Source organism: Pseudomonas sp. PDM28 (assembly GCF_019219115.1).
In the GTDB taxonomy this organism is placed as follows: Bacteria; Pseudomonadota; Gammaproteobacteria; order Pseudomonadales; family Pseudomonadaceae; genus Aquipseudomonas; species Aquipseudomonas laurylsulfatiphila.
Genome location: NZ_JAHUWG010000005.1, coordinates 483302 through 509242, shown reverse-complemented (window position 1 = coordinate 509242; position 25941 = coordinate 483302). Strand labels below are relative to the sequence as shown.

Annotated in this window: 18 protein-coding genes; 6 read left to right on the top strand and 12 right to left on the bottom strand. The window is 61.2% G+C overall.

The window, feature by feature from the left end:
* Positions 1-276 precede the first annotated feature (276 nt).
* The gene (locus KW841_RS14370) at positions 277-1608 is read left to right on the top strand and encodes a putative porin (protein ID WP_007972467.1); all 1332 of its coding nucleotides are present in this window, start codon (positions 277-279) and stop codon (positions 1606-1608) included.
* A 308-nt stretch (positions 1609-1916) separates the two neighbouring features.
* Here the strand turns inward: KW841_RS14370 and KW841_RS14365 are convergent, their stop codons facing one another.
* From KW841_RS14365 to aceK, 3 genes are all read right to left on the bottom strand, one after another.
* Positions 1917-3038: a beta-ketoacyl-ACP synthase III gene (locus KW841_RS14365; protein ID WP_218477160.1), complete on the bottom strand. Its 1122-nt coding sequence runs from the start codon at positions 3036-3038 to the stop codon at positions 1917-1919.
* Between the two features lie 341 nt (positions 3039-3379).
* On the bottom strand, positions 3380-7291 hold the full coding sequence (hrpA, locus tag KW841_RS14360) for an ATP-dependent RNA helicase HrpA (protein ID WP_218477158.1): 3912 nt from the start codon (positions 7289-7291) through the stop codon (positions 3380-3382).
* 188 nt (positions 7292-7479) lie between these two features.
* Entirely contained in the window at positions 7480-9198 is a 1719-nt protein-coding gene (aceK, locus tag KW841_RS14355; protein WP_102698952.1) for a bifunctional isocitrate dehydrogenase kinase/phosphatase, read from the bottom strand.
* Positions 9199-9379: 181 nt separating this feature from the next.
* Here aceK and KW841_RS14350 point away from each other — a divergent pair, with 181 nt between their 5' ends.
* On the top strand, positions 9380-10288 hold the full coding sequence (locus KW841_RS14350; RefSeq protein WP_104450483.1) for a DMT family transporter: 909 nt from the start codon (positions 9380-9382) through the stop codon (positions 10286-10288).
* Between the two features lie 131 nt (positions 10289-10419).
* On the opposite strand, the gene KW841_RS14345 is transcribed toward KW841_RS14350, so the two are convergent.
* The 6 genes from KW841_RS14345 to KW841_RS14320 form a co-directional block, all read right to left on the bottom strand.
* Positions 10420-12000 (bottom strand): aldehyde dehydrogenase (NADP(+)), encoded by a 1581-nt coding sequence (locus tag KW841_RS14345; RefSeq protein WP_218477150.1) that lies wholly within the window; start codon positions 11998-12000, stop codon positions 10420-10422.
* Positions 12001-12126: 126 nt separating this feature from the next.
* Positions 12127-13122 carry an AraD1 family protein gene (araD1, locus tag KW841_RS14340; RefSeq protein ID WP_218477148.1) on the bottom strand — a complete coding sequence of 332 codons (996 nt, stop codon included), beginning with the start codon at positions 13120-13122 and terminating at the stop codon, positions 12127-12129.
* A gap of 53 nt (positions 13123-13175) precedes the next feature.
* A complete protein-coding gene (locus KW841_RS14335; RefSeq protein ID WP_007972458.1) occupies positions 13176-14351 on the bottom strand; it encodes an L-rhamnonate dehydratase in 1176 nt (391 codons plus the stop codon).
* Between the two features lie 291 nt (positions 14352-14642).
* Positions 14643-15647 (bottom strand): 4-hydroxythreonine-4-phosphate dehydrogenase PdxA, encoded by a 1005-nt coding sequence (locus KW841_RS14330; RefSeq protein ID WP_218477146.1) that lies wholly within the window; start codon positions 15645-15647, stop codon positions 14643-14645.
* A complete protein-coding gene (locus KW841_RS14325) occupies positions 15644-16603 on the bottom strand; it encodes an amidohydrolase (protein ID WP_218477144.1) in 960 nt (319 codons plus the stop codon). Before KW841_RS14325 ends, KW841_RS14330 begins: the two co-directional genes overlap by 4 nt.
* On the bottom strand, positions 16596-17936 hold the full coding sequence (locus KW841_RS14320) for an MFS transporter (RefSeq protein ID WP_256357817.1): 1341 nt from the start codon (positions 17934-17936) through the stop codon (positions 16596-16598). The genes KW841_RS14325 and KW841_RS14320 overlap by 8 nt, the downstream gene beginning before the upstream one ends.
* A gap of 429 nt (positions 17937-18365) precedes the next feature.
* On the opposite strand from KW841_RS14320, the gene KW841_RS14315 reads away from it, so the two are divergent.
* The 4 genes from KW841_RS14315 to KW841_RS14300 all read left to right on the top strand — a co-directional run bounded on the left by KW841_RS14315 (position 18366) and on the right by KW841_RS14300 (position 22507).
* Positions 18366-19382, top strand: coding sequence for a tripartite tricarboxylate transporter substrate binding protein (locus tag KW841_RS14315; RefSeq protein WP_218477143.1), 1017 nt, complete (start codon positions 18366-18368; stop codon positions 19380-19382).
* 53 nt (positions 19383-19435) lie between these two features.
* Positions 19436-19969: a tripartite tricarboxylate transporter TctB family protein gene (locus KW841_RS14310; protein WP_218477141.1), complete on the top strand. Its 534-nt coding sequence runs from the start codon at positions 19436-19438 to the stop codon at positions 19967-19969.
* Entirely contained in the window at positions 19966-21495 is a 1530-nt protein-coding gene (locus KW841_RS14305; protein WP_104450490.1) for a tripartite tricarboxylate transporter permease, read from the top strand. The genes KW841_RS14310 and KW841_RS14305 overlap by 4 nt, the downstream gene beginning before the upstream one ends.
* Before the next feature lie 70 nt (positions 21496-21565).
* Entirely contained in the window at positions 21566-22507 is a 942-nt protein-coding gene (locus tag KW841_RS14300) for a LysR family transcriptional regulator (RefSeq protein WP_102698961.1), read from the top strand.
* Between the two features lie 36 nt (positions 22508-22543).
* Here the strand turns inward: KW841_RS14300 and KW841_RS14295 are convergent, their stop codons facing one another.
* From KW841_RS14295 to cysK, 3 genes are all read right to left on the bottom strand, one after another.
* Positions 22544-23407: a DMT family transporter gene (locus KW841_RS14295; RefSeq protein WP_218477132.1), complete on the bottom strand. Its 864-nt coding sequence runs from the start codon at positions 23405-23407 to the stop codon at positions 22544-22546.
* A 373-nt stretch (positions 23408-23780) separates the two neighbouring features.
* A complete protein-coding gene (locus tag KW841_RS14290) occupies positions 23781-24719 on the bottom strand; it encodes an aspartyl/asparaginyl beta-hydroxylase domain-containing protein (protein WP_218477130.1) in 939 nt (312 codons plus the stop codon).
* Between the two features lie 220 nt (positions 24720-24939).
* Positions 24940-25914 (bottom strand): cysteine synthase A, encoded by a 975-nt coding sequence (gene cysK, locus KW841_RS14285; RefSeq protein ID WP_218477128.1) that lies wholly within the window; start codon positions 25912-25914, stop codon positions 24940-24942.
* Between the last annotated feature and the right edge of the window lie 27 nt (positions 25915-25941).

Below are 25941 nucleotides of genomic sequence, written 5' to 3'. Positions count from 1 at the left end.
ATCCTCACTCTTCATGGCGTGAAAGCCCCGCGAGTATCGCCTATCGCTCCACATTGCACACGGGCAAAGCGACGACAGTGCTCTAACTCAATGGTTCACGGCGGCTTTCTATCGTCACGGACATGACATCACATTGCCACTGCTCTGTAATAAACCATCGCGATACTGGCGCCTGTTTTTAGAGCGCCGGGTTATACCCGGCCACAGTTTTCCGCCCCTTACGGTCGGTTGTGCCCCGGATGGCTCTGTCATCCCCTCTCATCTTCGGAGATTGATATGCGTCTTGCTTCCACGAAAACTGCGGCGGCCTTGTGCGGTGGCCTGTTGCTGGCCATGAGTGTTCCGGCCAGTGCCGCAGTCGACGCCAAACTGCTCGACATGCTCAAGGCTAACGGCTCGATCACTAACGCGCAGTACAGCGAACTGCAAGCCGAGCTGGCCAGGGATCAGAAAGAACAGCAGATTGCCCGTCAGGCTCAGCAAGAGACCAACGAGCAAATCGCGGCCACCGCGAAGAAAACCGACACACTGAGCGCCTTCGACCAAAAGCTTGCATGGGCGGCAAAGACCCAGTTCAAGGGCGACGTGCGCTTCCGTCAGGAAAACGTCCACAACGATGGCGTGCCAAACAACAAGGATCAGGATCGTCAGCGCATTCGTGCCCGCCTGGGTGCCTACAGTGAAATCAACCCGCAGGTCGACACCGGCATCCGTATCGCCACCGGCAGCAACGACGACGCACGCTCGACCAACCAGGACCTGAACAACTACTTCGACAAGAAGCAGATCTGGCTGGACCAGGGTTACATCGACTACCACCCGGACGCGATCAAGAACCTGCACCTGGTCGGCGGCAAGATGCCGCAACAATGGGTGAGCATGGGCGACATCATCTGGGACAGCGACATCAACCCGGAAGGCCTGGCCGTCACCTACAAATACCCGTTGAGCGGCAGCACCGAACTGTTCGGTAGCGCCGGTCACTACACCCTCAAGGACAACGTCGACGGCGAAGGCGTGCAGTTCAAGCACGACCTGCGTCTGTACGCCGGCCAGTTGGGTGCGCGCTTCGGCATCACCGACAGCATGAAAATGACCTTGGGCGGCAGTCTCTACGCCTACGACAACGACGACAGCAGCGCCTGCCCTACATCGGGCACCGTTACTGCACCATGTGCACTGGCCGTCAACGGCAACAGCCCGGGCGAACGGTTCAAACTGTACGAAGGCTTTGGTCAGCTGGACTTCAGCAACCTGCCGGTTCCGCTGTCGATCTACGGTCAGTACGTCAACAACACCGATGCCAGCAACGACCAGGACACTGGCTGGCTGGCCGGTGTGAAGTCCAAGCTCTACGGCTTCAACGTGGACTACAACTACCGCGACGTGCAGCGTAATGCTGTGGTGGGTGCCTTCACCGACTCCGACTTCGCCAACGGCTTTACCGGTTCGCGCGGCAGCAAGCTGAAAGTGAGCTACGACCTGGACAAGAACTTTGCCCTGGGCGCGACCTACTACATGGCGACCTCGGACCAGACCAACGCCAACATCAACAAGAAGGATTCGGACATCAACACTCTGCAACTGGATGCCGAAGCCAAGTTCTGATTCACCCCGCTACACGACTCGGGCAAGGAAGCCCGGGCCCCTTTTACAGCCTGGCGTTGATGTGTCGGTCCCCATCATCCTCCGATGCATCAACGCGAGACTGTTTTCAATTCCCCGCCTGCACGTATTCATTTGTGGCGAGGGGGCTTGTCGGACCGCCGCACCGCCCCGTTGGATCGCGAAGCGATCCCAAACCCGCTCACTGCGATTTGACAGACATACCGTATCAGCCGGCTCTACGTCGACTGCGTCGCCGAACGGGGGCAAGCCCCCTCGCCACAAAAGCCCACGCAAAAAAAATCGCAGAATCAGCGCTTGCGCAGCAACACGCTACCAATCGAGTAACCGGCGCCGAACGAGCTGAGCACGGCCAGCGAACCGGCAGGCAGATCGTCCTGGTTCTTGTGGAACGCAATCACGGAACCGGCGGAACTGGTGTTGGCGTAGGTGTCGAGAATCACCGGGGCTTCCTGTTCGGTCGCATCGCGGCCCAGCAGTTTCTTGACGATCAGGTGGTTCATGCTGAGGTTGGCCTGGTGCAGCCAGAAGCGCTTCACGTCGCTGATGTTGAGCTGGTTCTCTTGCAGATGCTCAGCGATCAGCTCGGCCACCATCGGGCAGACTTCCTTGAACACCTTGCGGCCTTCCTGCACGAACAGTTTGTCCTTGGTGCCGATGCCCTCTTCCGCCGCGCGGTTGAGGAAGCCGAAGTTGTTGCGGATGTTGTTGGAGAACTTGGTCAGCAGCTTGGTGCTGACGATGTCGAACTGATACTTGGACGTCGCCAGGTCGGCACGCTCGATGATCACCGCGGTGGCGGCATCGCCGAAGATGAAGTGGCTGTCGCGGTCACGGAAGTTCAGGTGGCCGGTGCAGACTTCCGGGTTGACCATCAGGACCGCGCGGGCCTGGCCCAGTTGCACGCTGTTGGCGGCGGTCTGGATACCGAAGGTCGCCGAGGAGCACGCCACGTTCATGTCGAAACCGAAACCCTGGATGCCCAGCGCTTCCTGGACTTCGATGGCAATGGCCGGGTAGGCACGTTGCAGGTTGGAGCAGGCGACGATCACGCCGTCGATGTCCGCTGCGGTCTTGCCGGCACGCTGCAGGGCTTGTTCGGCCGCGCCGATGGCCATCTGGCACAGCACCGACCACTCGTCGTTGGAACGCTCCGGCAGGCGCGGGGCCATGCGTTGCGGGTCGAGGATGCCGTCCTTGTCCATGACAAAGCGGCTCTTGATGCCGGAGGCTTTTTCGATGAATGCGGCGCTGGATTCGGTCAATGCCTGCACTTCACCACGTGCGATGGCATCGGCGTTGTCGGCGTTGAATTGCGCGACGTAAGTATTGAAAGACTGGACCAGCTCTTCATTTGAAATGCTGTTGGCCGGGGTGTACAGGCCGGTGCCACTGATGACGACGTTATGCATGGTCGTGTCTCTAATCTGTTCAGGCAGAAAGTATTGGCACCGTCGTACCAACACACAAAGGGTCTATTCCCGTCGGGGGACGCAAACTTGGCATCGCTTTATTCCGACCTGCCCGCGACCGTGAGGGCTCAAAACCGCGGGGCCGGCATTTATAGGCGCGAAGTTTGCCATAAACAGTGGGTTTTGGCGCCTTTTTGCTGGATGAACCCTACCTGCGGGCCATGCAAAACTGTGGGAGCGAGCTTGCTCGCGATTGCGGCCTGACAGGCAACATAGATGTTGAATGTGATGCCCCCATCGCGAGCAAGCTCGCTCCCACAGGTATTGCACTGGCCTCGGGTCTACGGCTCGACTTGCGACCACTGCTTGTTCAGGCGCTTGTCGGAGATCGGCACCTTGGTTCCCAGTTGTTGAGCAAACAGCGAAACCCGGTACTCCTCCAGCCACCAGCGATACAACTCCAGCTGCGGATCGCGCTTGCCTTCCTGGGCGTGTTTATTGGCGCGGGTCTGGTATTGCGTCCACAGGCCGCTCAATTCGCCGCTCCAGACCCGGTCGCGCTGCACCTGGGCACCGATTTTTTCGAAGCGCTGCTCAATGGCCTTGAGGTAACGCGGCAATTCCTTGAGCCACTGCATCGGTGTTTCCCGGACAAACCCCGGATAGACCAGGTGGCTGAGCTGCTGCTTGATGTCGTTCAGGGCCACGGCCTGCGCCAGGTCGATCTTGCCCTTGAAGCGTTTTTGCAGACCATGCCAGAGCTTGAGGATTTCCAGGGTCAGCTTCGCCACACGCTCGGCGTGCTCGGTCCAGGCGCCACGCTTGCGTTCGGCCAGGGACGCCAATCCGGCGCCATCGCGTGGCAGCGGGTCTTCACCTTCGAGAATGCAGCTGTCGAGGCTGGCCAGCAGAATGTCTTCCACCAGCGCATCGACACGCCCCATGTCGCGATACAGCAGGCCCAGTTCGGTCAGGCCCGGCAACTTGCCGCGCAGGAATTTTGCCGACTCGGCCAGTTGCTGCATCAGCAAGCGTTGCAGGGCACGGCGATGCTGGAACTCGGCCTCGGCCGGTGTCGAGAAACGCCCTTCCTTGACCGTGCCGGCTTCTTCCACCAGTGCCGGATAGACCGTCATCGACAGTCCGGCGATCTTCTGCTGGGTTTTCTCGGCCACGGCGGCGAAGACTTTCGGCTCCACCGGCTGCTGGCTCTTCGCGGTTTGCGGCACCGCCAATGCGGCCTGGCTGGCCTCGGCGAAACGCGCCGTCAACTCGGCCAGATCACGCCCCTCACCGAGGAACTTGCCCTGGCCGTCGACGATCTCCAGGTTCATCCGCAGATGGCTTTCGACCTGCTGTGCCGCCTCGGCCCAGGCTTCATCGCTGACCCGCGCACCGGTCATGCGTAGCAGCTCGCGACCCAAGGCCTGGGGCAGCGAGCCTTCGGCAAAGGTCATGCGCTGCAAGGCAGCCTTGACGAAGTCCGGCACCGGCACGAAATTCTTGCGCAGGGCCTTGGGCAGGTTGCGCACCAGGGCAATGCACTTGGCTTCGATGACACCCGGCACCAGCCAGTCCAGGCGTTCCGGCGGCAGCATCGGCAACAGCGGTGCCGGCACGCGCAGGGTCACGCCGTCCCGTGGATGGTTCGGTTCGAAGTGGTAGCTGAGGGCCAACTCCAGATCGCCGATGTGCAACGTATCCGGGTAATGCTGCGCGGTGACCTCACTGGCTTCACGGGCCAGCACGTCCTCTTCGCGCATGATCAACAGTTGCGGATCTTTCTGACTGTTGATCCGGTACCAGCTGTCGAAGGTCGCGGTCTGATGAATCTCCGCCGGCAGGCGCGCGTCGTAGAAGGCGTACAGGGTTTCTTCATCAGCCAGGATGTCGCGACGGCGGGCCTTGGCTTCCAGTTCGTCGAGTTGCTCCAGCAGCTGTTTGTTGGCCGTCAGGCACTTGGCTTTGGACTGAATCTCGCCGCGCACCAGCGCTTCGCGGATGAACAATTCGCGCGAAACCACCGGGTCCACCGGGCCGTAATGCACCGGCCGCCGGCCGACCACGATCAACCCGAACAGGGTGATCTGTTCGAACGCAACCACCTGGCCGCGCTTCTTCTCCCAGTGCGGTTCGAAGTGGTTTTTCTTGATCAGGTGCCCGGCGAGCGGTTCGATCCAGTCGGCGTCGATCTTTGCCACCATGCGCGCGTAGAGCTTGGTGGTTTCCACCAGTTCGGCGGTCATCAGCCACTGCGGACGCTTCTTGCCGATGCCCGACGACGGGTGAATCCAGAACCGCCGCTGACGCGCGCCGAGGTAATCGCCCTCTTCGGTTTTCTGGCCGATCTGGCTGAGCAACCCCACCAGCACCGCTTTGTGCAGTTTCGGGTAATCCGCCGGCTCTTTATTGAGGCTCAGCTGCATGTCGCGGCAGATCAGGCTCAACTGGCGATGGGAGTCGCGCCATTCGCGCAGGCGCAGGTAATTCAGGAAATTCTTGCGGCACCAGTTGCGCAGCGGGTTGGCGGTCAGCGCCTGGCGTTGCTCTTCGAATCCGCGCCACAGGTTGACCAGGCCGGCGAAGTCCGAGTCGGCGTCTTTCCACTGAGCGTGGGCCTGATCCGCCGCTTGCTGACGCTCCGGCGGACGTTCGCGCGGGTCCTGGATCGACATGGCGCTGGCGACGATCAGCACTTCCTGCAAGCTGCCGAGCTTCGCCGCTTCCAGCAACATGCGCCCCATGCGCGGGTCCACCGGCAGCCGCGCCAATTGGCGACCGAGCGGCGTCAACTGGCTGTTGCGATCCACCGCCGAGAGTTCCTGCAGCAGGTTGTAACCGTCGCTGATGGCCTTGCCATCCGGCGGCTCGATGAACGGGAACGCGCTGACCTCGCCAAGGCGCAGGTGCAACATCTGCAAAATGACCGCCGCGAGGTTGGTCCGCAGGATTTCCGGATCGGTAAATTCCGGGCGACCGAGGAAATCCTCTTCGCTGTACAGGCGCACGCAAATGCCCGGTTCGACCCGTCCGCAACGGCCCTTGCGCTGGTTGGCGCTGGCCTGGGAAACGGCTTCGATCGGCAGGCGCTGGACCTTGGCGCGATAGCTGTAGCGACTGATGCGTGCGGTGCCGCTGTCGATCACGTAACGGATGCCCGGCACGGTCAGCGAGGTTTCCGCGACGTTGGTCGCCAGCACCACGCGACGCCCCGGGTGCGACTGGAAAATCCGCTGCTGCTCGGCCGGCGACAGGCGCGCATACAGCGGCAGGATTTCGGTGTGCTTGAGCTGGGCCTTGCGCAGCATGTCGGCGGCGTCACGAATCTCGCGCTCACCGGGCAGGAACACCAGCACGTCACCGGGACTGCGGCGCTCACTGCGCTCATAAGCGGCGATTTCGTCGAGGGTGGCGAGAATCGCCTGATCCACCGTCAGGTCGTCCTCGACGCGGTTACCCTCTTCGTCCTGCTCCAGGGTCAGCGGGCGATACCAGGTGTCCACCGGGAACGTACGGCCGGACACCTCGACAATCGGCGCGTCGTCGAAATGCTTGGAGAAACGCTCCAGGTCGATGGTCGCCGAGGTGATGATGACCTTCAGGTCGGGACGGCGCGGCAGCAGGGTTTTCAGGTAGCCGAGCAGGAAGTCGATGTTGAGGCTGCGTTCGTGGGCTTCGTCGACGATGATCGTGTCGTAGCGTTCCAGATAGCGGTCGTTCTGGGTTTCCGCCAGCAGGATGCCGTCGGTCATCAGTTTGATCAGGGTATTGGAGTCGCTCTGGTCCTCGAAGCGCACCTGATAGCCGACCAGTGCGCCCAAAGGCGTGCCCAGCTCTTCGGCAACCCGGCTGGCCACGCTGCGCGCCGCGATCCGGCGTGGCTGGGTGTGGCCGATCAAGCCATGCTGGCCGCGCCCGATTTCCAGGCAGATCTTCGGCAACTGGGTGGTTTTACCCGAGCCGGTCTCACCGGCGATGATCAGCACCTGGTGCTTTTCCAGCGCCTTCTTGATTTCGTCGCGCTTGGCGGCAATCGGCAAACTGTCGTCGTAACGAATCACCGGCAGGCTGGCACGGCGCGCCAGCACCTGCTCACAGGACGCCTGCATGCGCGCCACCCACTGGCCCAGCTTGGCCTCGTCGGGTTTCTTGCGTAGCTCAAGCAACTGCCGCCGCAGCCGGTGGCGGTCGGCGAGCATGGCGTGATCGAGGTTTTTCAGCAGTTTGTCGATGGAGGGCGATTCGTCGGTCATCGGGTACGCAATTCAGTCGTCTAGTGGCGCAGGGTGGCGATTGTCGCAGATTTTACGACCGCTGCGCGGCCGATCGCGAGCAAGCTCGCTCCCACATGGGATCTATAGCGACCACAAAATCGGGGCACGCCACGGTCAAATGTGGGAGCGAGCTTGCTCGCGATCGATTGCGAAGCAATCGCAGAGAACTACTCGTTATCGAGGCCTTTGCGGCGATACGGAAACACGTCGATCACTTTGCCGGCCCGAATCGCCTCCTGCAGGCTCTTCCAGTAATCGGCGTTGTACAGCTCGCCATGCAGTTGATCGAACAACCGGCGCTGCCCCGAATCGGCAAACAGGAACGGCGGAAACTCTTCCGGGAACACATCCAGCGGCCCGATCGAGTACCAGGGTTCGGACGCCATCTCGTCTTCCGGCGTGCGCGGTTGTGGAATGTGGCGGAAGTTGGCCTCGGTGAGAAAGCAGATTTCGTCGTAGTCGTAGAACACCACCCGGCCGTGACGGGTGACGCCGAAGTTCTTCAGCAGCATGTCACCGGGAAAGATGTTGGCCGCCGCCAGTTGCTTGATCGCCAGGCCGTAATCTTCCAGGGCTTCGCGCACCTGCGCTTCGTTGGCGTTTTCCAGGTACAGGTTCAGCGGGGTCATGCGCCGTTCGGTCCAGCAGTGACGGATCAGCACCGTATCGCCTTCCACCGACACCGTGGAGGGTGCGACGTCCAGCAATTCCTCCAGGCACGCCGGGTCGAACTTGCTCAGCGGGAAACGGAAGTCGGCGAATTCCTGGGTATCGGCCATACGCCCGACCCGGTCGACGCTTTTCACCAGGCGGTACTTTTCGATCACCGTGGCGCGATCGACGTTTTTCGATGGCGAGAAACGGTCCTTGATGATTTTGAACACGGTGTTGAACCCCGGCAGGGTGAACACGCTCATGACCATGCCGCGCACACCGGGGGCCATGATGAACTGGTCGTCGGTATTGGCCAGGTGATTGATCAGCGCCCGGTAGAACTCCGACTTGCCGTGCTTGTAGAAGCCGATCGAGGTGTACAGCTCGGCGATGTGCTTGCCCGGCAGGATGCGCCGCAGGAAGCCGATGAACTCCGCCGGCACCGGCACATCCACCATGAAGTAGGAGCGGGTGAAGGAGAAAATGATCGACACGTCCGCTTCGTCGGTGATCAGCGCATCGATCTGGATGCCGCGACCTTCCAGGTGCAGCAAGGGAATTGCCAGAGGCCATTGCTCGTCGGCGGTGTAGATGCGCCCCACCAGGTACGCACCTTTATTGCGGTACAGCACCGAGGAAAACAGCTCGACGCTCAGCTCCGGGTCCTTGCACACCCAGTCCGGCAGGTTCTCGCGCAGTTGCGCTTCGAGGCGTTTCAGGTCACCGGAGAGGTCGGCGTAATCCTCGCTGAAGCGGTAGTCGGCGAAGATGCTGGCAAGCATCGCCGACAATTGACCCTGTGGCTTGTAGGTGCGGGTTTGCGCGGCCCGGGCACGGCGCAGGCTCGGCCGGGTGGTGTGGATGAACATGCAGCCGTCGCTGATCAGGTCATGGCTGAACAATCCGCAGAAGATCGAGTTGTACCAGGTCTCGGACAACTCATCGTCGAAGCGCAGGTCGATCAGGCTGATGTAGGCACTTTTCACCAGTGGCCAGCAGCTGACGTCCAGGGTGTCGGCGTCAAACGCGGTGCGCAGTCGCTCCACCGTTTCACTGACTTTATCTTCGTACAGATTGATCCGCGCTGCCGACGCCGATTGCGTCTCTTGCCACCGGGCCTGTTCGAAGCGGGCCCGGGCACCGTCGGTGATCTGCCGGAAATGCTCGCGGTAATCGTCAAAGCCATCGAGGATCAAACGGGCGATGTCGGCGGCTGGCCATTGCTGCGGCATGGTGAGACCTCTGCGGGAATTCGGGAGGCTTGAGCTTAGCCAGTGAACCGGGTGCAGGAGAAGCGTAATTTTCCAGGCGCCGCGTCATCGACGCCCTGAAGAGTTCAATGCCCTGTTTTCGGTTGCCATCGATCACGCACTCAGCAACACTTTCGCCCCTTCATCATGGAAGGAACGCGCTGTGAACCCCGTCGATATTTTCCGTTTACTGTCCCTGGCGGCCATTTGGGGTGCGAGTTTTCTGTTCATGCGCATCATCGCCCCGGTGATCGGCTCCCTGCCCACCGCGTTTTTCCGCGTATCGATTGCCGCCGTCGGGTTGCTGGTGATTCTTGGCCTGATGCGCATCAGCTGGGACTTCAAGGGCAAACTCAAGACCGTGATGCTGCTCGGGGTGATCAACTCAGGCATCCCGGCGACCCTGTACTCCGTTGCCGCGCAGGTGCTGCCTGCCGGTTATTCATCGATTTTCAATGCCACGACCCCCTTGATGGGCGTGCTGATCGGCGGCCTGTTTTTCCATGAAAGGCTGACTGGCGCCAAGCTCGGCGGCGTGTTCCTGGGGTTGTTCGGCGTGGGTGTGCTGACCCGTGCCGGTCCGGTGGCGTTCGATATGGCACTGCTGATGGGGGCCGTCGCCTGCCTGCTCGCCACCACGTGCTACGGATTTGCCGGATTCCTGGCCCGCCGCTGGCTCGATCAGGCCGGCGGTCTCGATAGCCGCTTGTCGGCAGTGGGCAGCATGCTCGGCGCGACCTTGTTCCTGCTGCCGCTGTTCGGCTACAGCGTGATCAGCCAGCCACCGGCGAGCTGGGGTGGCTGGAGCGTGTGGCTGTCGTTGCTGGGGTTGGGGCTGGGCTGCACGGCGTTTGCCTACATCATTTACTTCCGGCTGCTGAGCTCGATCGGTCCGGTGAAGTCGATGACCACGACCTTCCTGATCCCGCTGTTTGGCGTGCTGTGGGGGGCGCTGTTTCTCGATGAGCCGCTGTCGATGGCGCATATCTATGGCGGGGTGTTGATTGCGTTGGCGTTGTGGCTGGTGTTGAAGCCGGCTGCGGTGAAGCCGGGTTTGGTGGCTGAGCGGTAGAATTTTTGCGTCGCGGATGACGCTTTCGCGGGCAAGCCCGCTCCCACAGGGTTCGATGTCGCATACAAATTTTGTGTACGACATCAAATACTGTGGGAGCGGGCTTGCCCGCGAAGGCGTCCGCTCAGGCACTACAAGGCTAAATCACTCACCTCCCCATCCACCAACCGCCGAATCCCCAGCGGATTGCCGTTCTGCAACGCCTCGGGCAGCAGCGCGTCCGGATAATTCTGGAAGCACACCGGCCGCAGGAAGCGATCGATCGCCAAGGTGCCGACCGAAGTGCCCCGCGAGTCGGATGTCGCCGGATACGGCCCGCCATGCACCATGGACTCGCAGACTTCGACCCCGGTCGGATAGCCGTTGAGCAGGATCCGCCCGACCTTCTCTTGCAACAGTTCCGCCAGCCAGCGGTACTCCAGCAGCTCGTCGGCCTCGCCAATCAAGGTCGCGGTCAATTGCCCGCGCAAGCCCTGCAATGCTGCCGCCAACTGCGCCCGATCCTCAATCTCGATGACGATGGTGGTGGGCCCGAACACTTCCTCCTGCAGCAATTCATCGCCCTTGAGCAGCAGGCTCGCATCGGCCTTGAACACCTGTGGCTGCGCCTGATTGCCCTGTTGCGGCCGGCCCGCCAGATGGCTCAGGCCCGGATGTTCATGCAGTTCGCCAAGGCCCCGGTTGTAGCTGGCCAATGTGCCGGCATTGAGCATGGTTTGCGCCGGCTGCTGGTTCATGTGGGCGCAGAAAGCCTCAAGAAAAGCACTGAACTGCGGCGAGCGCACACCAATGACCAACCCCGGATTGGTGCAGAACTGGCCACAGCCCTGGGTCACCGAACCTGCCAATTGCGCCGCGATCTGCTCACCGCGCACCTCGAGGGCTTGCGGCAGCAGGAACACCGGATTGATGCTCGACATCTCGGCGAACACCGGGATCGGCTGCGGCCGGTTTGCAGCCATGTGGCTCAGGGCATTGCCGCCCTTGAGTGAACCGGTGAAGCCCACTGCCTGAATCGCCGGATGCTTGACCAGCCATTCACCGACACCGCCGCCGTAGATCATGTTGAACACACCGGCCGGCATACCGGTTTTTTCCGCGGCACGGATGATCGCGTCAGCCACCCACTGTGCGGTTGCCATGTGCCCGCTGTGGGCCTTGAACACCACCGGGCAACCGGCGGCCAGTGCCGAGGCGGTGTCGCCACCGGCGGTGGAAAAGGCCAGCGGGAAGTTGCTCGCACCGAACACCCCCACCGGCCCCAGGGCGATGCGGTACTGACGCAGATCCGGACGCGGCAGCGGTTGGCGATCCGGCAAGGCACGGTCGATGCGCGCACCATAGAAGTCGCCGCGACGCAGCACCTTGGCGAACAGGCGCAACTGGCCGCTGGTGCGGCCACGCTCACCTTGGATACGCCCGGCCGGCAACGCTGTCTCGCGACACACGGTGGCGACAAACGCATCGCCCAGCCCGTCGATTTCATCGGCGATGGCGTCGAGAAACCGCGCACGTTTTTCCGCACTCAGGTTGCGGTAGGTCGGGTATGCCGCAGCCGCCGCTTTGGCAGCGGCATCCACTTCGGCTTCGCTGGCCTGGAAGAAAGTTCCGGGCAAGGGTTCGCCGGTGGTGGCGTCGAGGCTTTGCAACTGCAACGTGCCGTTGGCGCTGCGGCGACCGCCGATGTAGTTGTGTCCAGGAAATAGGCTCATGTGGATTCCTTGATCGATTGCAAACCTGTAGGAGCCGGCTTGCCGGCGATGGCGATAGAACAATCACTTCAACATCAATGTCGCGCGCCAAATCGCTATCGCCGGCAAGCCGGCTCCTACAAGGGGTCAGAGTGTGCGTACCTGACCGATAGCCAGCGGCTGGGCGCTCTCGCCGATACCGTTTACCAAAGGCGCACCGAACTCATCGAGACTGATCTGGAAACTGTCCCCCGGCTGGGTCTTCACACCGTCGGCAAACGACAGCGTGGCGGTACCGAAGTAGTGCACGTGAACATCGCCGGGACGCAAAAACTGCGCGTACTTGAAGTGATGAAATTCGAGATTGGCCAGGCTGTGGCACATGTTGTCTTCGCCGCTGAGAAACTCTTTTTCCCAGATCGTCTGACCGTTGCGCGTGATGCGGCTGGTGCCGACCAGATGTCTGGGCAACTCACCAACGCGCAGCTCCGGGCCAAAGGAGCAGCAACGCAGTTTCGAATGAGCGAGATACAGGTAGTTGCGCCGCTCCATGACGTGGTCGGAGAACTCGTTACCCAGTGCGTAACCGATACGGTACGGCTGGCCGTCGTCGCCGATCACATACAGGCCGGTCAATTCCGGCTCCTCACCGGCGTCCTCGGCGAACGGCGGCACCGGGAAATCCGCACCGGGACGCACGACGATGCTGCCGTCGCCCTTGTAGAACCACTCCGGTTGCGCGCCGACCTGCTCCGCCGCCGGTTTGCCGCCCTCCAACCCCCACTTGAACATGCGCATGGTGTCGGTCATGCCGGCTTCGACTTCACCGTCGTGCTGGTGCATTTTGTCCCGTGTCGCGGCACTGCCCAGATGGGTCAGGCCGGTGCCGCTGATCAGGCAATGGGCCGGATCTTCGTGGTCCAGCGGCGGCAGGACCTTGTGTTGCTGTAACAGCTGTGCGTAATCCGGACCGGGTTCGGTGCCGCGCCGGGCGATTTCTTCTTGCAGGCTGCACTGGGCACGGATGGCGGCCAGGGCCAGTTCACGGGTACTGCGGGTATCGCGCAGCACCTGGACCCGAGCGCCCTCAACCAGGCCAACCTGGCGTTGCCCGTCGCTGTTTTCAAACTGAATCAGGCGCATGTCGGCCCTCCGAAAAGTCGTGGTGGGCGCCGCGAGAGAGCGGCGCCGGACGGTCACTCGATGATGTTGAAATCGCTCAGGTACTCATCGGAGATTTCCAGGCCCAGGCCCGGCTTGTTGTCATCCAGTTGGATGTAGCCGTTGACCGGTTGCGGCTCGCCCTTGAACACGTAGTAGAAGAGCTCGTTGCCGACTTCGACGTCGAACACCGGGAAGAACTCGGCCATAGGCGAAGCCGTGGTGGACATGGTCAGGTGGTAGTTGTGCATCTGCCCGGCATGCGGGATGACCGGCACCGACCAGGCCTCGGCCATGGCGTTGATCTTGCGCGCGGCGGTGATGCCGCCGACGCGGTTGGTGTCGTACTGGATCACGTCGACGGCGCGGCGTTCCAGCAGGTCTTTGAAGCCATAGGAAGTGAATTCGTGCTCGCCGCCGGAGATCGGCATGATCCCCATCTTCTTCAGCTCGATGTAGCCTTCGATGTCGTCGGCGATCACCGGTTCTTCGAGCCAGCGCGGCTCGAACTCGGCCAGTTTCGGCAACATGCGCCGGGCGTACTCGAGGGTCCAGCCCATGTAGCATTCGAGCATGATGTCGACGTCGGGGCCGGCCAGCTCACGCAGGGCGCGCACTTGTTCGATGTTGCGGCGCATACCCGCCGGACCGTCCTTCGGGCCGTAGCCGAAACGCATCTTCAGCGCGGTGAAACCCTGGTTCAGATAGCCCTGGGCCTCTTCGAGGAACAGGTCGAGGTTGTCGTTGGCGTAGAGCTTGGACGCGTAGGTCCAGATCTTTTCCTTGGTGCGCCCGCCCAGCAGCTTGAACACCGGCTTGTTCACCGCTTTGCCCATGATGTCCCAGATCGCGATGTCGATGGCCGAGATCGCCGCCATGCCGATGCCCTTGCGCCCCCAGGCGTGGCTCTGGCGGTACATTTTCTGCCAGATGTATTCGTTGTCGAACGGGTCTTCGCCAATGGCGATCGGCGCCAGGTAGGTGTCGATGATTTCCTTGGCCACGCGCGGCGCCAGGGCACAGTTACCGATGCCGACGAGGCCGGTGTCGGTCTCGACTTCCACCACCAGCCAGCCGTGGAAACGGAACGAGCCCATGGCGTCGCCGCGCTCGAACAGGATGTCGCTGGCGTTGGTGCAGAAGTGCGCCTGAGGTGGCACGACCTTGCCTTTCCACTCGAAAACGCGGGTACGGATCGCTTTGATTTTCATGAATACGGTTTCCTTGCGCTGCCGGCTTCTTGTCATTGTGAGTCGCTGCGCAATGCCACTCGGGTGGCGGTCTTGCGCATTCGATGGAGCGACTTTAGCCAGCGGCCAAGGGCTGCGGATAATCACTTATGCGTATCCGGCGATAACCTGGAGTGATAGCAAAAACTGATTAGTGGGTATGTCGGGTTATCAGGGTGAAACAAAAAAGATCGCAGCCTTCGGCAGCTCCTACAGGGAATACGGTCACCTGTAGGAGCTGCCGAAGGCTGCGATCTTTTGATCTTTCAACAATCAGTAACTGTTGCCACCCATCCGGCACGCAATCTCGAACGCCTGGCGGATCGCGCCAACGTTCGCCTTGCCCTGCCCCGCGATGTCGAACGCGGTGCCATGGGCCGGGGTGGTGATCGGGATCGGCAGTCCGCCCTGCACCGTGACACCACGGGAGAAGCCCATCAGCTTGATCGCGATCTGCCCCTGGTCGTGGTACATGGTCACCACCGCGTCGAAGGCACTGGCATCGCCCTGGACCTTGAGGAAGATCGTGTCGGCCGGATAAGGGCCGTCCGCCGCGATCCCCAGTGCCTGTGCCGAACGCACCGCCGGGCCGATGATGTCCAGTTCCTCGCGACCGAACGAACCGTTATCTCCGTTATGCGGATTCAGCCCGCAGACGCCGATGCGCGGCTTTTCCAGCCCGTTGCGCTTGAGCGCGGTGTCGATCAATTGAATCGCTTCCACCACCCGTTGCTGGCTGAGCAGGCCCGGCACATCGGCCAGGGCCACATGGGAGGTCACCCGCGAAGTCCAGAGATTGTCGAGCACGTTGAATTCGCAGAACGGTCCATGGAAATCCAGCAGCTCGGCGAACCAGTGCAGCTCATCGCTGTGGGCCATGCCGGCCATGTGCAGTGAAGTCTTGTTCAATGGCCCGAACAACACGGCGTCGGTGATGCCCGCTTCGGTCAGGCGCAGGGCTTTTTCCAGGGTGTCGAGGCTGTAGCGGCCACCGATGACGCTGGCCTCGCTCCGCGCAAACTCACCGAGAGTGTCGCCGCGAAAGTCATAAAACAGCGGCGTGTCATCGACAAATGCCAGTTGCTCCAGGGACTCGACGCGACGATAGGGAAATTCCATCCCGGCAATGCGCATGCCGCGACGCATTTCCGCTTCGTCGGCGATCAGGATCACATTGGCCTGGGCACGCACTTCAGGCTCGCCCAGCAGGCGCGCAATCAGCTCAGGGCCGATGCCCGCCGGGTCGCCGAGGACCATTGCGATGGTGGATTTGCTCATGCTTCACTCCTCAAGGGTTCAGGCTGCGCCCGGTCGTTGGCGCAAGGCTCACAGCGATAGACCCGCTGCGCGTTGCTGTAGAAAAGTCGTTCCTGATCGGCTGTCGGCAGATCGGCGACGATGGATTTGAAACCGCTGTAGATGTCGTCGAACGAGCCGCACAGGCTGTCCACGGGGAAGTTGCTGGCGAACATCGCCCGGTGGCTGCCGAACATGGCGATCACCTCGCGCACGATCCAGGCGTTGTCCTTGGCGCGCCAGCGCTGGCCGCCCTGCCCCAGGCCGGAAATCTTCACCTGCACGTTAGGCCACTGCGCCAACCGAGCCAGCGCCAGACGCCAGCCCGCCAGGCCTTCGGCACTGCGGTCATTGGGCAAACCGGCGTGGTTGAGAATCAGCGTGATGCCGGGAAAATCCCGGGCCAGGCGTTCAGCCTCGTGCAGGTTCCACCAAGGCGTCTGCAAGTCGAAATGCAGGCCCAGCCCTTCGAGCGCGGCGTAACTGCGGCGCCAGTGTTCGTCACTCATCAGGCTGCGCATGTGCCCCACCTGCGCTGGCGCGATCGGCCCACCGGGTTTGTGGCGAACGCTGCGCACATGCTTGAAACGCGCCTGCTCGGTGAGCACATCGATAGCGTCCGGATGATCGAGCCAGGCTTGCGCCACGACCGCATTGGGCACGCCGTAGCGGGCGGCCAGTTGCTCGATGAAACGGGTTTCGCCAATCGGGTCCTGGGGGTTCCACTCGGTCTCGACGTACACCGTTTGCACGACGTTATGGGAACCTGCGTCGGCGAAGTAATCCTCGGGAAAATAGCGGCGCTTGATCGCGCTGTAGTCTCCGTAGCGAAAGGGTATGTTGGCCTCGGGGGCAAGCCATGGGTGGTCGTTGACGGTCGGATCCCAGAAGTGATGATGGGCGTCGATGATCGGGCCGTTCCACAACGCGTTAGTCATTTCGCACCTCATCCAGGCTGATGAACAATGTCGCCAGCACGAAGACTGCCGAGCACGCCGCGAAGAACCCGAGCACCGGGGCGAAACCACCAGCCGCTTGCAGAATCACGCCCACCAGGATCGGCACGGCGATGCCGCCGGTGCTGCCGGCCATGTTCATCACGCCGCCGATCAAACCGACCCGCGCCGGCGCCGCCAGCAGCGCCGGGAAGCTCCAGTAGAGGCTGCCCCACATCAGGAAGAACGCGGTCATGGCCAACAGCGCCACCGCCGCAAAAGGATTGCTCAAGGTCGGCAGCAACAGGAATGCGCCGAGGGCCACCAGCCCGGAAAACGCCAGCAGGCTCTTGACCGCCACCCCGCGACTCACGCCTTTGCGAATCAAGCCATCACAGAGGAAACCACCGGTCAACGAACCCAGGGCACCGCAGACAAAAATCACGAAGGTCGCCGCACCAATCCCCTTGATATCGAAACCCCGGGCTTGGGCCAGGTAACTCGGGCCCCAGGTCAGCAGGCCGAAATACACCATCGCCCAACTCGCCCGGCCGATCAGCAAACCGCTGAGCGAGCGTGGCGCAATACCCAGCCCCTTGACCGGCGCTCGGGCCGCTTCGGCGGCGGGCGTTGCACGGCCGGCGTTGATTTTCTCAAGCTCCGCCGCATTGACTTGCGGGTGACCGGCCGGGTCATCGCGCAGATAACGCCGTGCCAGCCAGGCCAGCACCAGGGTGGCGATACCGGCGATCACGAAGGCCAGGCGCCAGGAGTCCAGCGAGGCAATCAGCCAGGCAATGATCAACCCGCCAAGGGCCACGCCCAACGGGCTGCCGCTGTCCATCAATACCGCGCCGCGACTGCGTTCGCTCGGGGCCAGCCACAGGGAAATCAACTTGCCGCCCGACGGGAACAGCGGTGCTTCGGCGGCGCCCAGTGCAACCCGGGCAAACAACAACGACAAGCCGCCCGTGGCGAACGCCGCCAGCACCTGTAACGTGCCCCACAACCCGGTGGACCAACTGATGACCCGATGCGGGCCGAAGCGGTCGATCAGCCAGCCGCCGGGAATCTGCAACAGTGCGTAGGCCCAGAAAAAGCTGCTGAGGATCAGCCCTTGCAGGCTCGGCGACAAGGAAAACTCATGGGCGATGGTCGGCATCGCAATGGACAGCGACACCCGGTCGATCAGGTTGACCATGGTCAGCGCGAAGATGATCGCGAAGATCCGCCAGCGCACGCTGCTGGCTTTGGCGGTACCGGCCAGCGGCCTGGTCGCTTCGTTGGGCTGGGCAACTGCGCCGGGCAGATGCAGGGAAGCACTGGGACGAACCATGGTGCATGCCTCGTTTATTATTTTTGTGGAGATGCAGACGTTGATAAGCACTATCGAAGGCTCGCTGATAACCGTCTAATCAAAACTTGAAATCAGGCGATAGCCTCGGGTTATGTCATGCCCTGCTTTCAACGACCTTTCAACGTTGCCACGCATTCTTTTCTGTAGGAGCGAGCCTGCTCGCGATGGTCTTGAACGAAAACGCGTTTTACCTGAATTAAAGCGGTGCCCTTGAGTCCATCGCGAGGAAGCTCGCTCCTACAGCAGTCAGCAGTTTGCCGAGCTATAACCCCAGGCTATCGGTGTATGTATTGTTTTGACTAGACGCCGTGCCCGCACCTTCACACACTCGGGCCAGGCTTGCGGCTTTACCGCGCAAACAAGCCGCTCATAACAATTACAAGAACATAAATACGAGGCTCTTCCATCATGCGAAATGCATTCGTCCGTCGTACTTCCCGTCTGTTTCTTGGCTGCGCACTGATCGCCGCCGGTACCCTTCCCGCTCTCGCCAACGCCGCCTGGCAACCGGACAAGAACGTCGAAATCGTCGTCGCCGGTGGTCCCGGTGGCGGTACCGACCAACTCGGTCGCCTGATCCAGTCGATCATTACCACGCACAAGCTGCTCGACGTGAACACCATCGTCCTCAACAAGGGCGGTGGCAACGGCGCCGAAGCCTTCCTCGACCTGAAAATGAGCAAGGGCGATGCCGACAAACTGGTGATCGGCACCAACAACATCTACCTGTTGCCGCTGGTGTCCAAGCTCGGTTACGAATGGCAGGAACTGACCCCGATTGCCGCCGTGGCCGAGGATGACTTCATTCTCTGGAGCTACAAGGGTGCGCCGTGGAAAGACGCTAAAAGCTTCTACGAAGCGGTCAAGGCCGACCCGTCGAACCTGCGCATGGGCGGCAGCCAGTCCAAGGACGTCGACCAGACACTGACCCTGCTGCTGAACCAGACCAACAACAGCAAACTGGTGTACATCCCGTTCAAGAGCGGCAGCGAAGCCGCGACGCAACTGGCCGGAAAGCACATCGCTGCCAACGTCAACAATCCAAGCGAGAGCATCAGCCAATGGCGTGGCGATCAGGTCGAGCCGCTCTGCGTGTTCAGTAAGGAGCGCATGGGCTATACCGATAAAGTCGCAGGCGATAAATCCTGGGCCGACGTCCCGACCTGTCACGAACAAGGCCTGGGCATCGATCAGTACCGCTTCCCGCGCACCGTGTTCATGCCCGGCGAAGTCACCGCCGAGCAGCGCGCGTTCTATGTCGAGTTAATGCGCAAAGTCACCCAGACCGATGAGTTCAAGGCTTACGTGAAGCAGAACGCTCTGGTGCCAACTTTCCTCGAGGGTGAGCCGCTGACCGCCTACATCGAAAAAGACACCGCCCGCGTCACGCCGGTGTTCAAAGAGGCCGGCTGGCTGAAAAACTGAGTTGTTCACGGCCGCCCGCCCTGCGTACGGCCGTCACCTCTGGAGGTGCTTTCATGTCCCATTCTTCGGATTCACCACCGCTGGTCGGTACGCGCTGGGTCGAACTCGGCCTGGCACTCTTCACCACGCTGATCGGCGTGGTGGTGATGTACGGCAGTGTCGAACAGGGTATCGGCTGGGGTGATGCCGGCCCCGAGCCGGGTTACTTTCCCTTCTACATCGGCCTGATGTTGAGCGCCGCCAGTGTGGCCAACGGCGTGTTGACCCTGGTGCGCTGGCAAGCCCTGGGCATCTCATTCGTCAGCCGCTGTGCGTTCAGGCAAGTGCTGTCGGTGTTCGTGCCCATCGCGCTCTTCGTCGGTGCGATGCCGTTCACCGGCATCTACATCGCTTCGGCCTGCTTCATTGCCTGGTTCATGTGGCGTGACAAGGTCCGCGCCAAGCCTTACGGCAAATGGATGATCGGCAGCGTGTCCCTGGGCGCGGTGCTGGCCAGTTACCTGATTTTCGCGCTGTGGTTCAAAGTGCCGCTGGATGCCGGCCCAATGGGCGACTGGATTGCCCTGGCCGGGAGACATTTCAAATGAGCGAGTTCGATTCCCTGCTGCAAGGCATGAACCTGATCCTCACGCCGGGCCATATCGGCCTGATGGTGATCGGCGTGCTGCTGGGCATTCTGGTCGGCGTACTGCCCGGTCTCGGTGCCCCCAACGGCGTGGCGTTGCTGTTGCCGCTGACGTTCACCATGTCGCCGGTGTCGGCGATCATCCTGCTGTCGTGCATGTACTGGGGCGCACTGTTCGGCGGTTCGATCACCTCGATCCTGTTCAACATCCCCGGTGAGCCCTCATCGGTGGCAACCACCTTCGACGGTTACCCGATGGCCCGCGAAGGCCGCGCCGCCGAAGCCCTGACCGCCGCGTTCAGTTCGGCGTTGCTGGGTGCGTTGGCCGGCGTGTTGTTGCTGACGTTCCTCTCGACAAAAATTGCCGCGTTCGCCATGTCGTTCAGTTCGCCGGAGTTCTTTGCGGTGTACCTGTTGGCGTTCTGCACCTTCATCGGCATGAGCAAGAACCCGCCGCTGAAAACCGTGGTGGCGATGATGATCGGTTTCGCCATGGCCGCCGTCGGCATGGACACCGTGTCCGGCAACCTGCGCCTGACCTTCGACCAGCCGATCCTGATGACCGGCATCAGCTTTGAAGTGGCGGTGATCGGCCTGTTCGGCATCGGCGAAATCCTCTGCACCGTGGAAGAGGGATTGGTGTTCCGCGGCGAGCATGCGCGGATCACGCCCATGGTGATCCTGCGCACCTGGGCCAAATTGCCGCGTTACTGGTGGACGATTGTGCGCAGCACCCTGGTTGGCTGCTGGATGGGCATCACCCCTGGCGGACCGACTGCCGCGTCGTTCATGAGCTACAGCCTGGCGCGGCGTTTCTCGAAAAATCGCGACAACTTCGGCAAAGGCGAACTCGAAGGGGTGATCGCCCCGGAAACCGCTGACCACGCGGCCGGCACCAGTGCCCTGCTGCCGATGCTGACCCTGGGCATTCCCGGTTCGGCGACTGCGGCGGTGATGCTCGGTGGCCTGATGATCTGGGGTTTGCACCCGGGGCCGACGCTGTTCGTCGAGCAACACGATTTTGTCTGGGGCCTGATCGCCAGCATGTACCTGGGCAACGTGGTGAGTCTGATCGTGGTGCTGGCCACCGTGCCGCTGTTCGCTTCGATCCTGCGCATCCCGTTCTCGATCATCGCGCCGATCATCATCATGGTCTGCGCCATCGGTGCCTACTCGGTGCACAACTCGTTCTTCGACGTGGTGCTGATGCTGGGCTTCGGTGCACTGGGTTATCTGTTCAAGAAACTCGGCTACCCGATTGCGCCGCTGGTGTTGGCGGCAGTGCTGGGCGACAAGGCAGAAGATGCGTTCCGCCAGTCGATGCTGTTCTCCGACGGGCACCTGGGGATTTTCTGGTCCAACCCGTTGGTGGGCAGCCTGACCACGGCGGCGCTGCTGATGCTGTTCTGGCCGTTGATTTCCAAAGCGCTGCAAACCCTGATCGGCCTGCGCAAACCCCAGGTCGCCAAACCAAAATCGGTGCTGTGACACGCCAAAGCTGGCAACGCCTGGCATTTGTTGTCAGGCTTGCCGCAGGACTTTTTTGCGAGCACGGCCCATGACCCGAATTCCTGCTGCCAACGTAATCCACAGCCGACTGCGTCTGCGCCAACTGCGGCTGATGCTGGCGTTGCAGGAATTCGGCTCGTTGCGCCGCGCCGCCGACCACATCGGCATGACCCAGCCGGCCGCGACCAAGATGCTGCATGAGGCCGAGGACCTGTTGGGCGTCGAACTGTTCGAACGCCTGCCCCGGGGCATGCGCTCTACCCCGTTCGGGGAAACGGTCATTTATTACGCACGCATGGTGTTCGCCGAACTCAGCGGCATGCGTGAAGAGCTGGTCGCCCTCGAATCCGGCAACCTTGGCCGGGTCGCGGTCGGGGCCATTCCGGCACTGGCTTCGGGGCTGCTGACGCGCACCATCGCCACCTTGAAACAAAGCCATCCACGCTTGTCGATGAGCATTCAGGTCGACACCAGTGACGTGCTGGTGCAGGCGTTGTTGCAAGATCAGCTGGATATCGTATTGGGGCGGATTCCCGCCGGTGCCCGGGCAGAGGAGTTGCTGTTCGACAGCCTTGGCGAGGAAGCGCTGTGCGTGATTTCCGGCGCACAGAATCCACTGGCCAAAGCCACGCAGTTGAGCTGGGCCGAACTGCAGAACATGACCTGGGTGCTGCAACAGCAGCCCAGCCCGATGCGCGCGATCATCAATCAGGTGTTCCACAACGCGCGGGTCGACATCCCGAGCAGCATCGTCGAAACCACGTCGATCATGACCCTGCTGTCGTTGATTCAGCAGACCGACATGCTCGGCGTCACGCCGGTGTCGGTGGTCGAGGATTACCCCGGTCGGGATCTGCTGGCGGTGTTGCCGATCAAGTTCGAGGCGCGGCTGCCACCGTACGGGTTGATCACCCGGCGTCATCGCATTCAATCGTCGGCGATGCAGGCGTTCATGAATTCGGTACGGGCCGAGCATGCGCTGGCCAAATGAAAAAGGCCCGGAGCATTGCTCCGGACCTTTGCGGTTTTAAGCCGATTTACGGAACACAAACACCAGCCCGACGATGATCAACAGCATGCCGAACAGGCTCAACAGCGCCAGGCGGTTGCCGAAGACCAGATAGTCCATCACCGCCGTCACCGCCGGCACCAGGTAAAACAGACTGGTGACGTTCACCAGGTTGCCCCGGGCGATCAAGCGATACAGCAACAGCGTCGCCAGCACCGACACCACCAGCCCCATCCATAGCACCGGCAGGATGAAACCGCTGCTGTGCTCGAAGTGAAACGGCTGGAAAGGTACGAAAATCCCGCACAACAGCAGCCCGGCGAGGTACTGCACCGGTAGCGTGCCGAGAGGATTTTCAGTGATGCGTTTTTGCATCATCGAACCGAACGTCATGCTCACCAGCGCCAGCAGACCGAAGAGCATCCCGGCCAGCGACATCCCGGCCAGACCGATGCCCTGGTAAACCACCATGATCAGACCGGCCAGCCCAAGCGCCAGACCGAACATCCGGCTGGCTGATCGTTGACGCTCCATGATCACCACCGTAAGGATCGGCTGCACGCCCATGATGGTCGCCATCACCCCGGGGGTGACTTTAAGGTCGAGGGCCAGCAGATAGAAAATCTGATAGCCCCCCAACAACACCACGCCGGTGGCCATCGCATACAGCATCGGCTTGCCGCCCTTGGGCAACTTCAGCTTGAACAACGGCACCAGCAACACCAGCCCGCATAGCGCGATGAGGAAACGAAACATCAGGAAGGCGAAGGGTGACGCGTGGGCCAGCCCCCATTTGGAGAAGATCGCCCCGCTGCTCCACAGCAGCACGAACAGGCTCGTGGACGCCGCCGCGAGCGCGGATTTTTTCGAAAGGACAAACATGAATGCCACCTGTAGTCAGGCAAAAAGCCAACTCAGCAAAAGCTGAAATCCAGTAGTTTTTTCAGGCGGGCGGGGGAACAGCAGAAGACAGCTGATCAGCCCGAAATGCCAACGCCTGGCGGTGATACGACTGCGCACACCGGCGTGCTACTGACAGGTGGGGGGTAATGACTGATCTGCCCGGGCTGCTGATTCCCGCACGGCACGACGCCAGCGTTGACCGCTGAATCGACTACCGCGTTGAGGAGGGATGCAGGCATTGGGCTGATCTTTGCTCGAGGGATAAAAAGTGAGTCCGAAACTCACCGTGCGCCGACTATAACCAGCGTTCGACATGGATTGCAACGTGTTGGTCAAAAGGCCGTATCCGGCCTCAACCAAACAACCAATACCCCAACAACGTCAGCACCGCCACTGCCAGCACCGGGCGCAGTACACGGTAAGCCTTGGGATTGCGCCGCTTCCATTGCTTGACCACACCACTGAATCTATCGCTGGAGTTCTTGCTCCAGGCGTAGGCCCTGTTGATCCCGCCCACACGCTCGTCATCCAGGTTCTGAGGGGCGGTGGCGCGCCCCAGCCAGGCGCTGATACTGCGATTGATGCGGGTCATGAAGCGATTGCTCAACGGACGTTCGATATCGCAGAACAGGATGACCCGGGTCTTTTGCGTTTCATTCTTGACCCAGTGCACGTAGGTCTCGTCGAACATCACGTCTTCACCATCGCGCCAGGCGTAAACCTGACCGTCGACAAAGATGCGGCAATCATCGGAATTGGGGGTGGACAGCCCCAGGTGATAACGCAGGGAGCCACCAAACGGATCGCGGTGCGGGTTGAGGTGGCTGCCGCCCGGCAGCAGCGCAAACATCGCGCCCTTGACGTTGGGAATGCTGCTGACCAATGCCACGGTTCTCGGGCACAGGACTTCGGCAGAAGGCAGCGGTTTGTCATACCACTTGAGATAGAAACGCTTCCAGCCCTTCTTGAAGAACGAGCCAAAACCGGCGTCGTTGTTCTTTGCCGCCGCACGAATGTACCCCTCGTCGAACAAGTGCATCGCTTCGTCGCGGATCACTTCCCAGTTGTCCTTGAGCACATCCAGTTCGGGAAACTTGCTGCGATCCAGATACGGTTTGGAAGGCACACCGGAAAACAGGTACATCAAGGCGTTATAGGGTGCGAACAGTGCCGAATGGTTAACGAACTGACGTAAAACCGGCAGACGTGCCTTGCCGCGTAAGTGCACATACAGGGTGCTACCGAGAAACAGCAGCAACAACGAGGCTTTCGCGGCAAACGAAAAGGTCATCAACAACTCCTTTGAAGATAAGCGACTTTGCACCATGCCCATTGCCCGACGTGGTTTGCGGCATGATAAACACTGCCGTACCGGTGAAAAACCTGCACTTTTCAACATTCAATGTTAACGAATATGCAACAAAGCATTTCTTAACATGCGGCACCTGAACGGCGGCTGATGCGAATCCATCATCAACCGCCAACAGCCACGATCCGCCAATGTTCAGCGTTTACTGCTGATTCTCCTGCTCGGTAAACAGATCACTGAACAACATGCTCGACAGATAACGCTCACCGGAATCCGGCAGGATCACGACGATGGTCTTGCCCTGCATTTCCGGGGTCTCCGCCAATCTCACGGCCACTGCCATGGCCGCGCCGCAGGAGATCCCGCACAAGATTCCTTCTTCCTGCATCAAGCGCAAGGCCATGGCCTTGGACTCTTCGTCACTGACCAGTTCTACCCGGTCGACGATCGACAAATCGAGGTTCTTCGGCACAAAACCGGCACCAATGCCCTGGATCTTGTGCGGGCTCGGTTTGATTTCTTCACCGGCCAGGGCCTGGGTTATCACCGGCGACACCGCCGGCTCCACCGCCACCGAGAGAATAGGTTTGCCCTGGGTATTCTTGATATACCGTGAAACCCCGGTGATGGTTCCACCGGTTCCGACGCCCGCCACCAGCACGTCGACGGCGCCGTCGGTATCGTTCCAGATTTCCGGGCCGGTGGTTTTTTCGTGGATGGCCGGGTTGGCCGGGTTGTCGAATTGCGCCGGCATGAAGTACTTCGACGGGTCGCCGGCAACAATTTCACCGGCTTTTTCGATAGCGCCCTTCATGCCTTTGGCCGGTTCGGTCAACACCAGCTCGGCACCCAGTGCCTTGAGCACCTTGCGACGTTCGATGCTCATGGACGCCGGCATGGTCAGCATCAGTTTGTAGCCACGGGCGGCGGCCACGAACGCCAGGCCGATGCCGGTATTGCCGGAGGTGGGTTCGACGATGGTCATGCCCGGCTTGAGTTTGCCGCTGCTTTCGGCATCCCAGATCATGTTCGCACCGATCCGGCACTTGACCGAGTAACCGGGGTTGCGCCCTTCGATCTTGGCCAGAATGGTCACACCACGCGGCGCAATGCGATTGATCTGCACCAGCGGCGTGTTGCCGATGGAGTGGGCGTTGTCAGCAAAAATGCGGCTCATGGCTGGGTCCTTAACGACAGCATTGAA

What these genes read in the sequence shown, in the direction of transcription:
- KW841_RS14370 (WP_007972467.1), top strand. Translation starts at nt 277, where the DNA reads ATGCGTCTTGCTTCCACGAAAACTGCGGCGGCCTTGTGCGGTGGCCTG.
- KW841_RS14365 (WP_218477160.1), bottom strand. Translation starts at nt 3,038, where the DNA reads ATGCATAACGTCGTCATCAGTGGCACCGGCCTGTACACCCCGGCCAAC.
- hrpA (WP_218477158.1), bottom strand. Translation starts at nt 7,291, where the DNA reads ATGACCGACGAATCGCCCTCCATCGACAAACTGCTGAAAAACCTCGAT.
- aceK (WP_102698952.1), bottom strand. Translation starts at nt 9,198, where the DNA reads ATGCCGCAGCAATGGCCAGCCGCCGACATCGCCCGTTTGATCCTCGAT.
- KW841_RS14345 (WP_218477150.1), bottom strand. Translation starts at nt 12,000, where the DNA reads ATGAGCCTATTTCCTGGACACAACTACATCGGCGGTCGCCGCAGCGCC.
- araD1 (WP_218477148.1), bottom strand. Translation starts at nt 13,122, where the DNA reads ATGCGCCTGATTCAGTTTGAAAACAGCGACGGGCAACGCCAGGTTGGC.
- KW841_RS14335 (WP_007972458.1), bottom strand. Translation starts at nt 14,351, where the DNA reads ATGAAAATCAAAGCGATCCGTACCCGCGTTTTCGAGTGGAAAGGCAAG.
- KW841_RS14330 (WP_218477146.1), bottom strand. Translation starts at nt 15,647, where the DNA reads ATGAGCAAATCCACCATCGCAATGGTCCTCGGCGACCCGGCGGGCATC.
- KW841_RS14325 (WP_218477144.1), bottom strand. Translation starts at nt 16,603, where the DNA reads ATGACTAACGCGTTGTGGAACGGCCCGATCATCGACGCCCATCATCAC.
- KW841_RS14320 (WP_256357817.1), bottom strand. Translation starts at nt 17,936, where the DNA reads ATGGTTCGTCCCAGTGCTTCCCTGCATCTGCCCGGCGCAGTTGCCCAG.
- KW841_RS14315 (WP_218477143.1), top strand. Translation starts at nt 18,366, where the DNA reads ATGCGAAATGCATTCGTCCGTCGTACTTCCCGTCTGTTTCTTGGCTGC.
- KW841_RS14310 (WP_218477141.1), top strand. Translation starts at nt 19,436, where the DNA reads ATGTCCCATTCTTCGGATTCACCACCGCTGGTCGGTACGCGCTGGGTC.
- KW841_RS14305 (WP_104450490.1), top strand. Translation starts at nt 19,966, where the DNA reads ATGAGCGAGTTCGATTCCCTGCTGCAAGGCATGAACCTGATCCTCACG.
- KW841_RS14300 (WP_102698961.1), top strand. Translation starts at nt 21,566, where the DNA reads ATGACCCGAATTCCTGCTGCCAACGTAATCCACAGCCGACTGCGTCTG.
- KW841_RS14295 (WP_218477132.1), bottom strand. Translation starts at nt 23,407, where the DNA reads ATGTTTGTCCTTTCGAAAAAATCCGCGCTCGCGGCGGCGTCCACGAGC.
- KW841_RS14290 (WP_218477130.1), bottom strand. Translation starts at nt 24,719, where the DNA reads ATGACCTTTTCGTTTGCCGCGAAAGCCTCGTTGTTGCTGCTGTTTCTC.
- cysK (WP_218477128.1), bottom strand. Translation starts at nt 25,914, where the DNA reads ATGAGCCGCATTTTTGCTGACAACGCCCACTCCATCGGCAACACGCCG.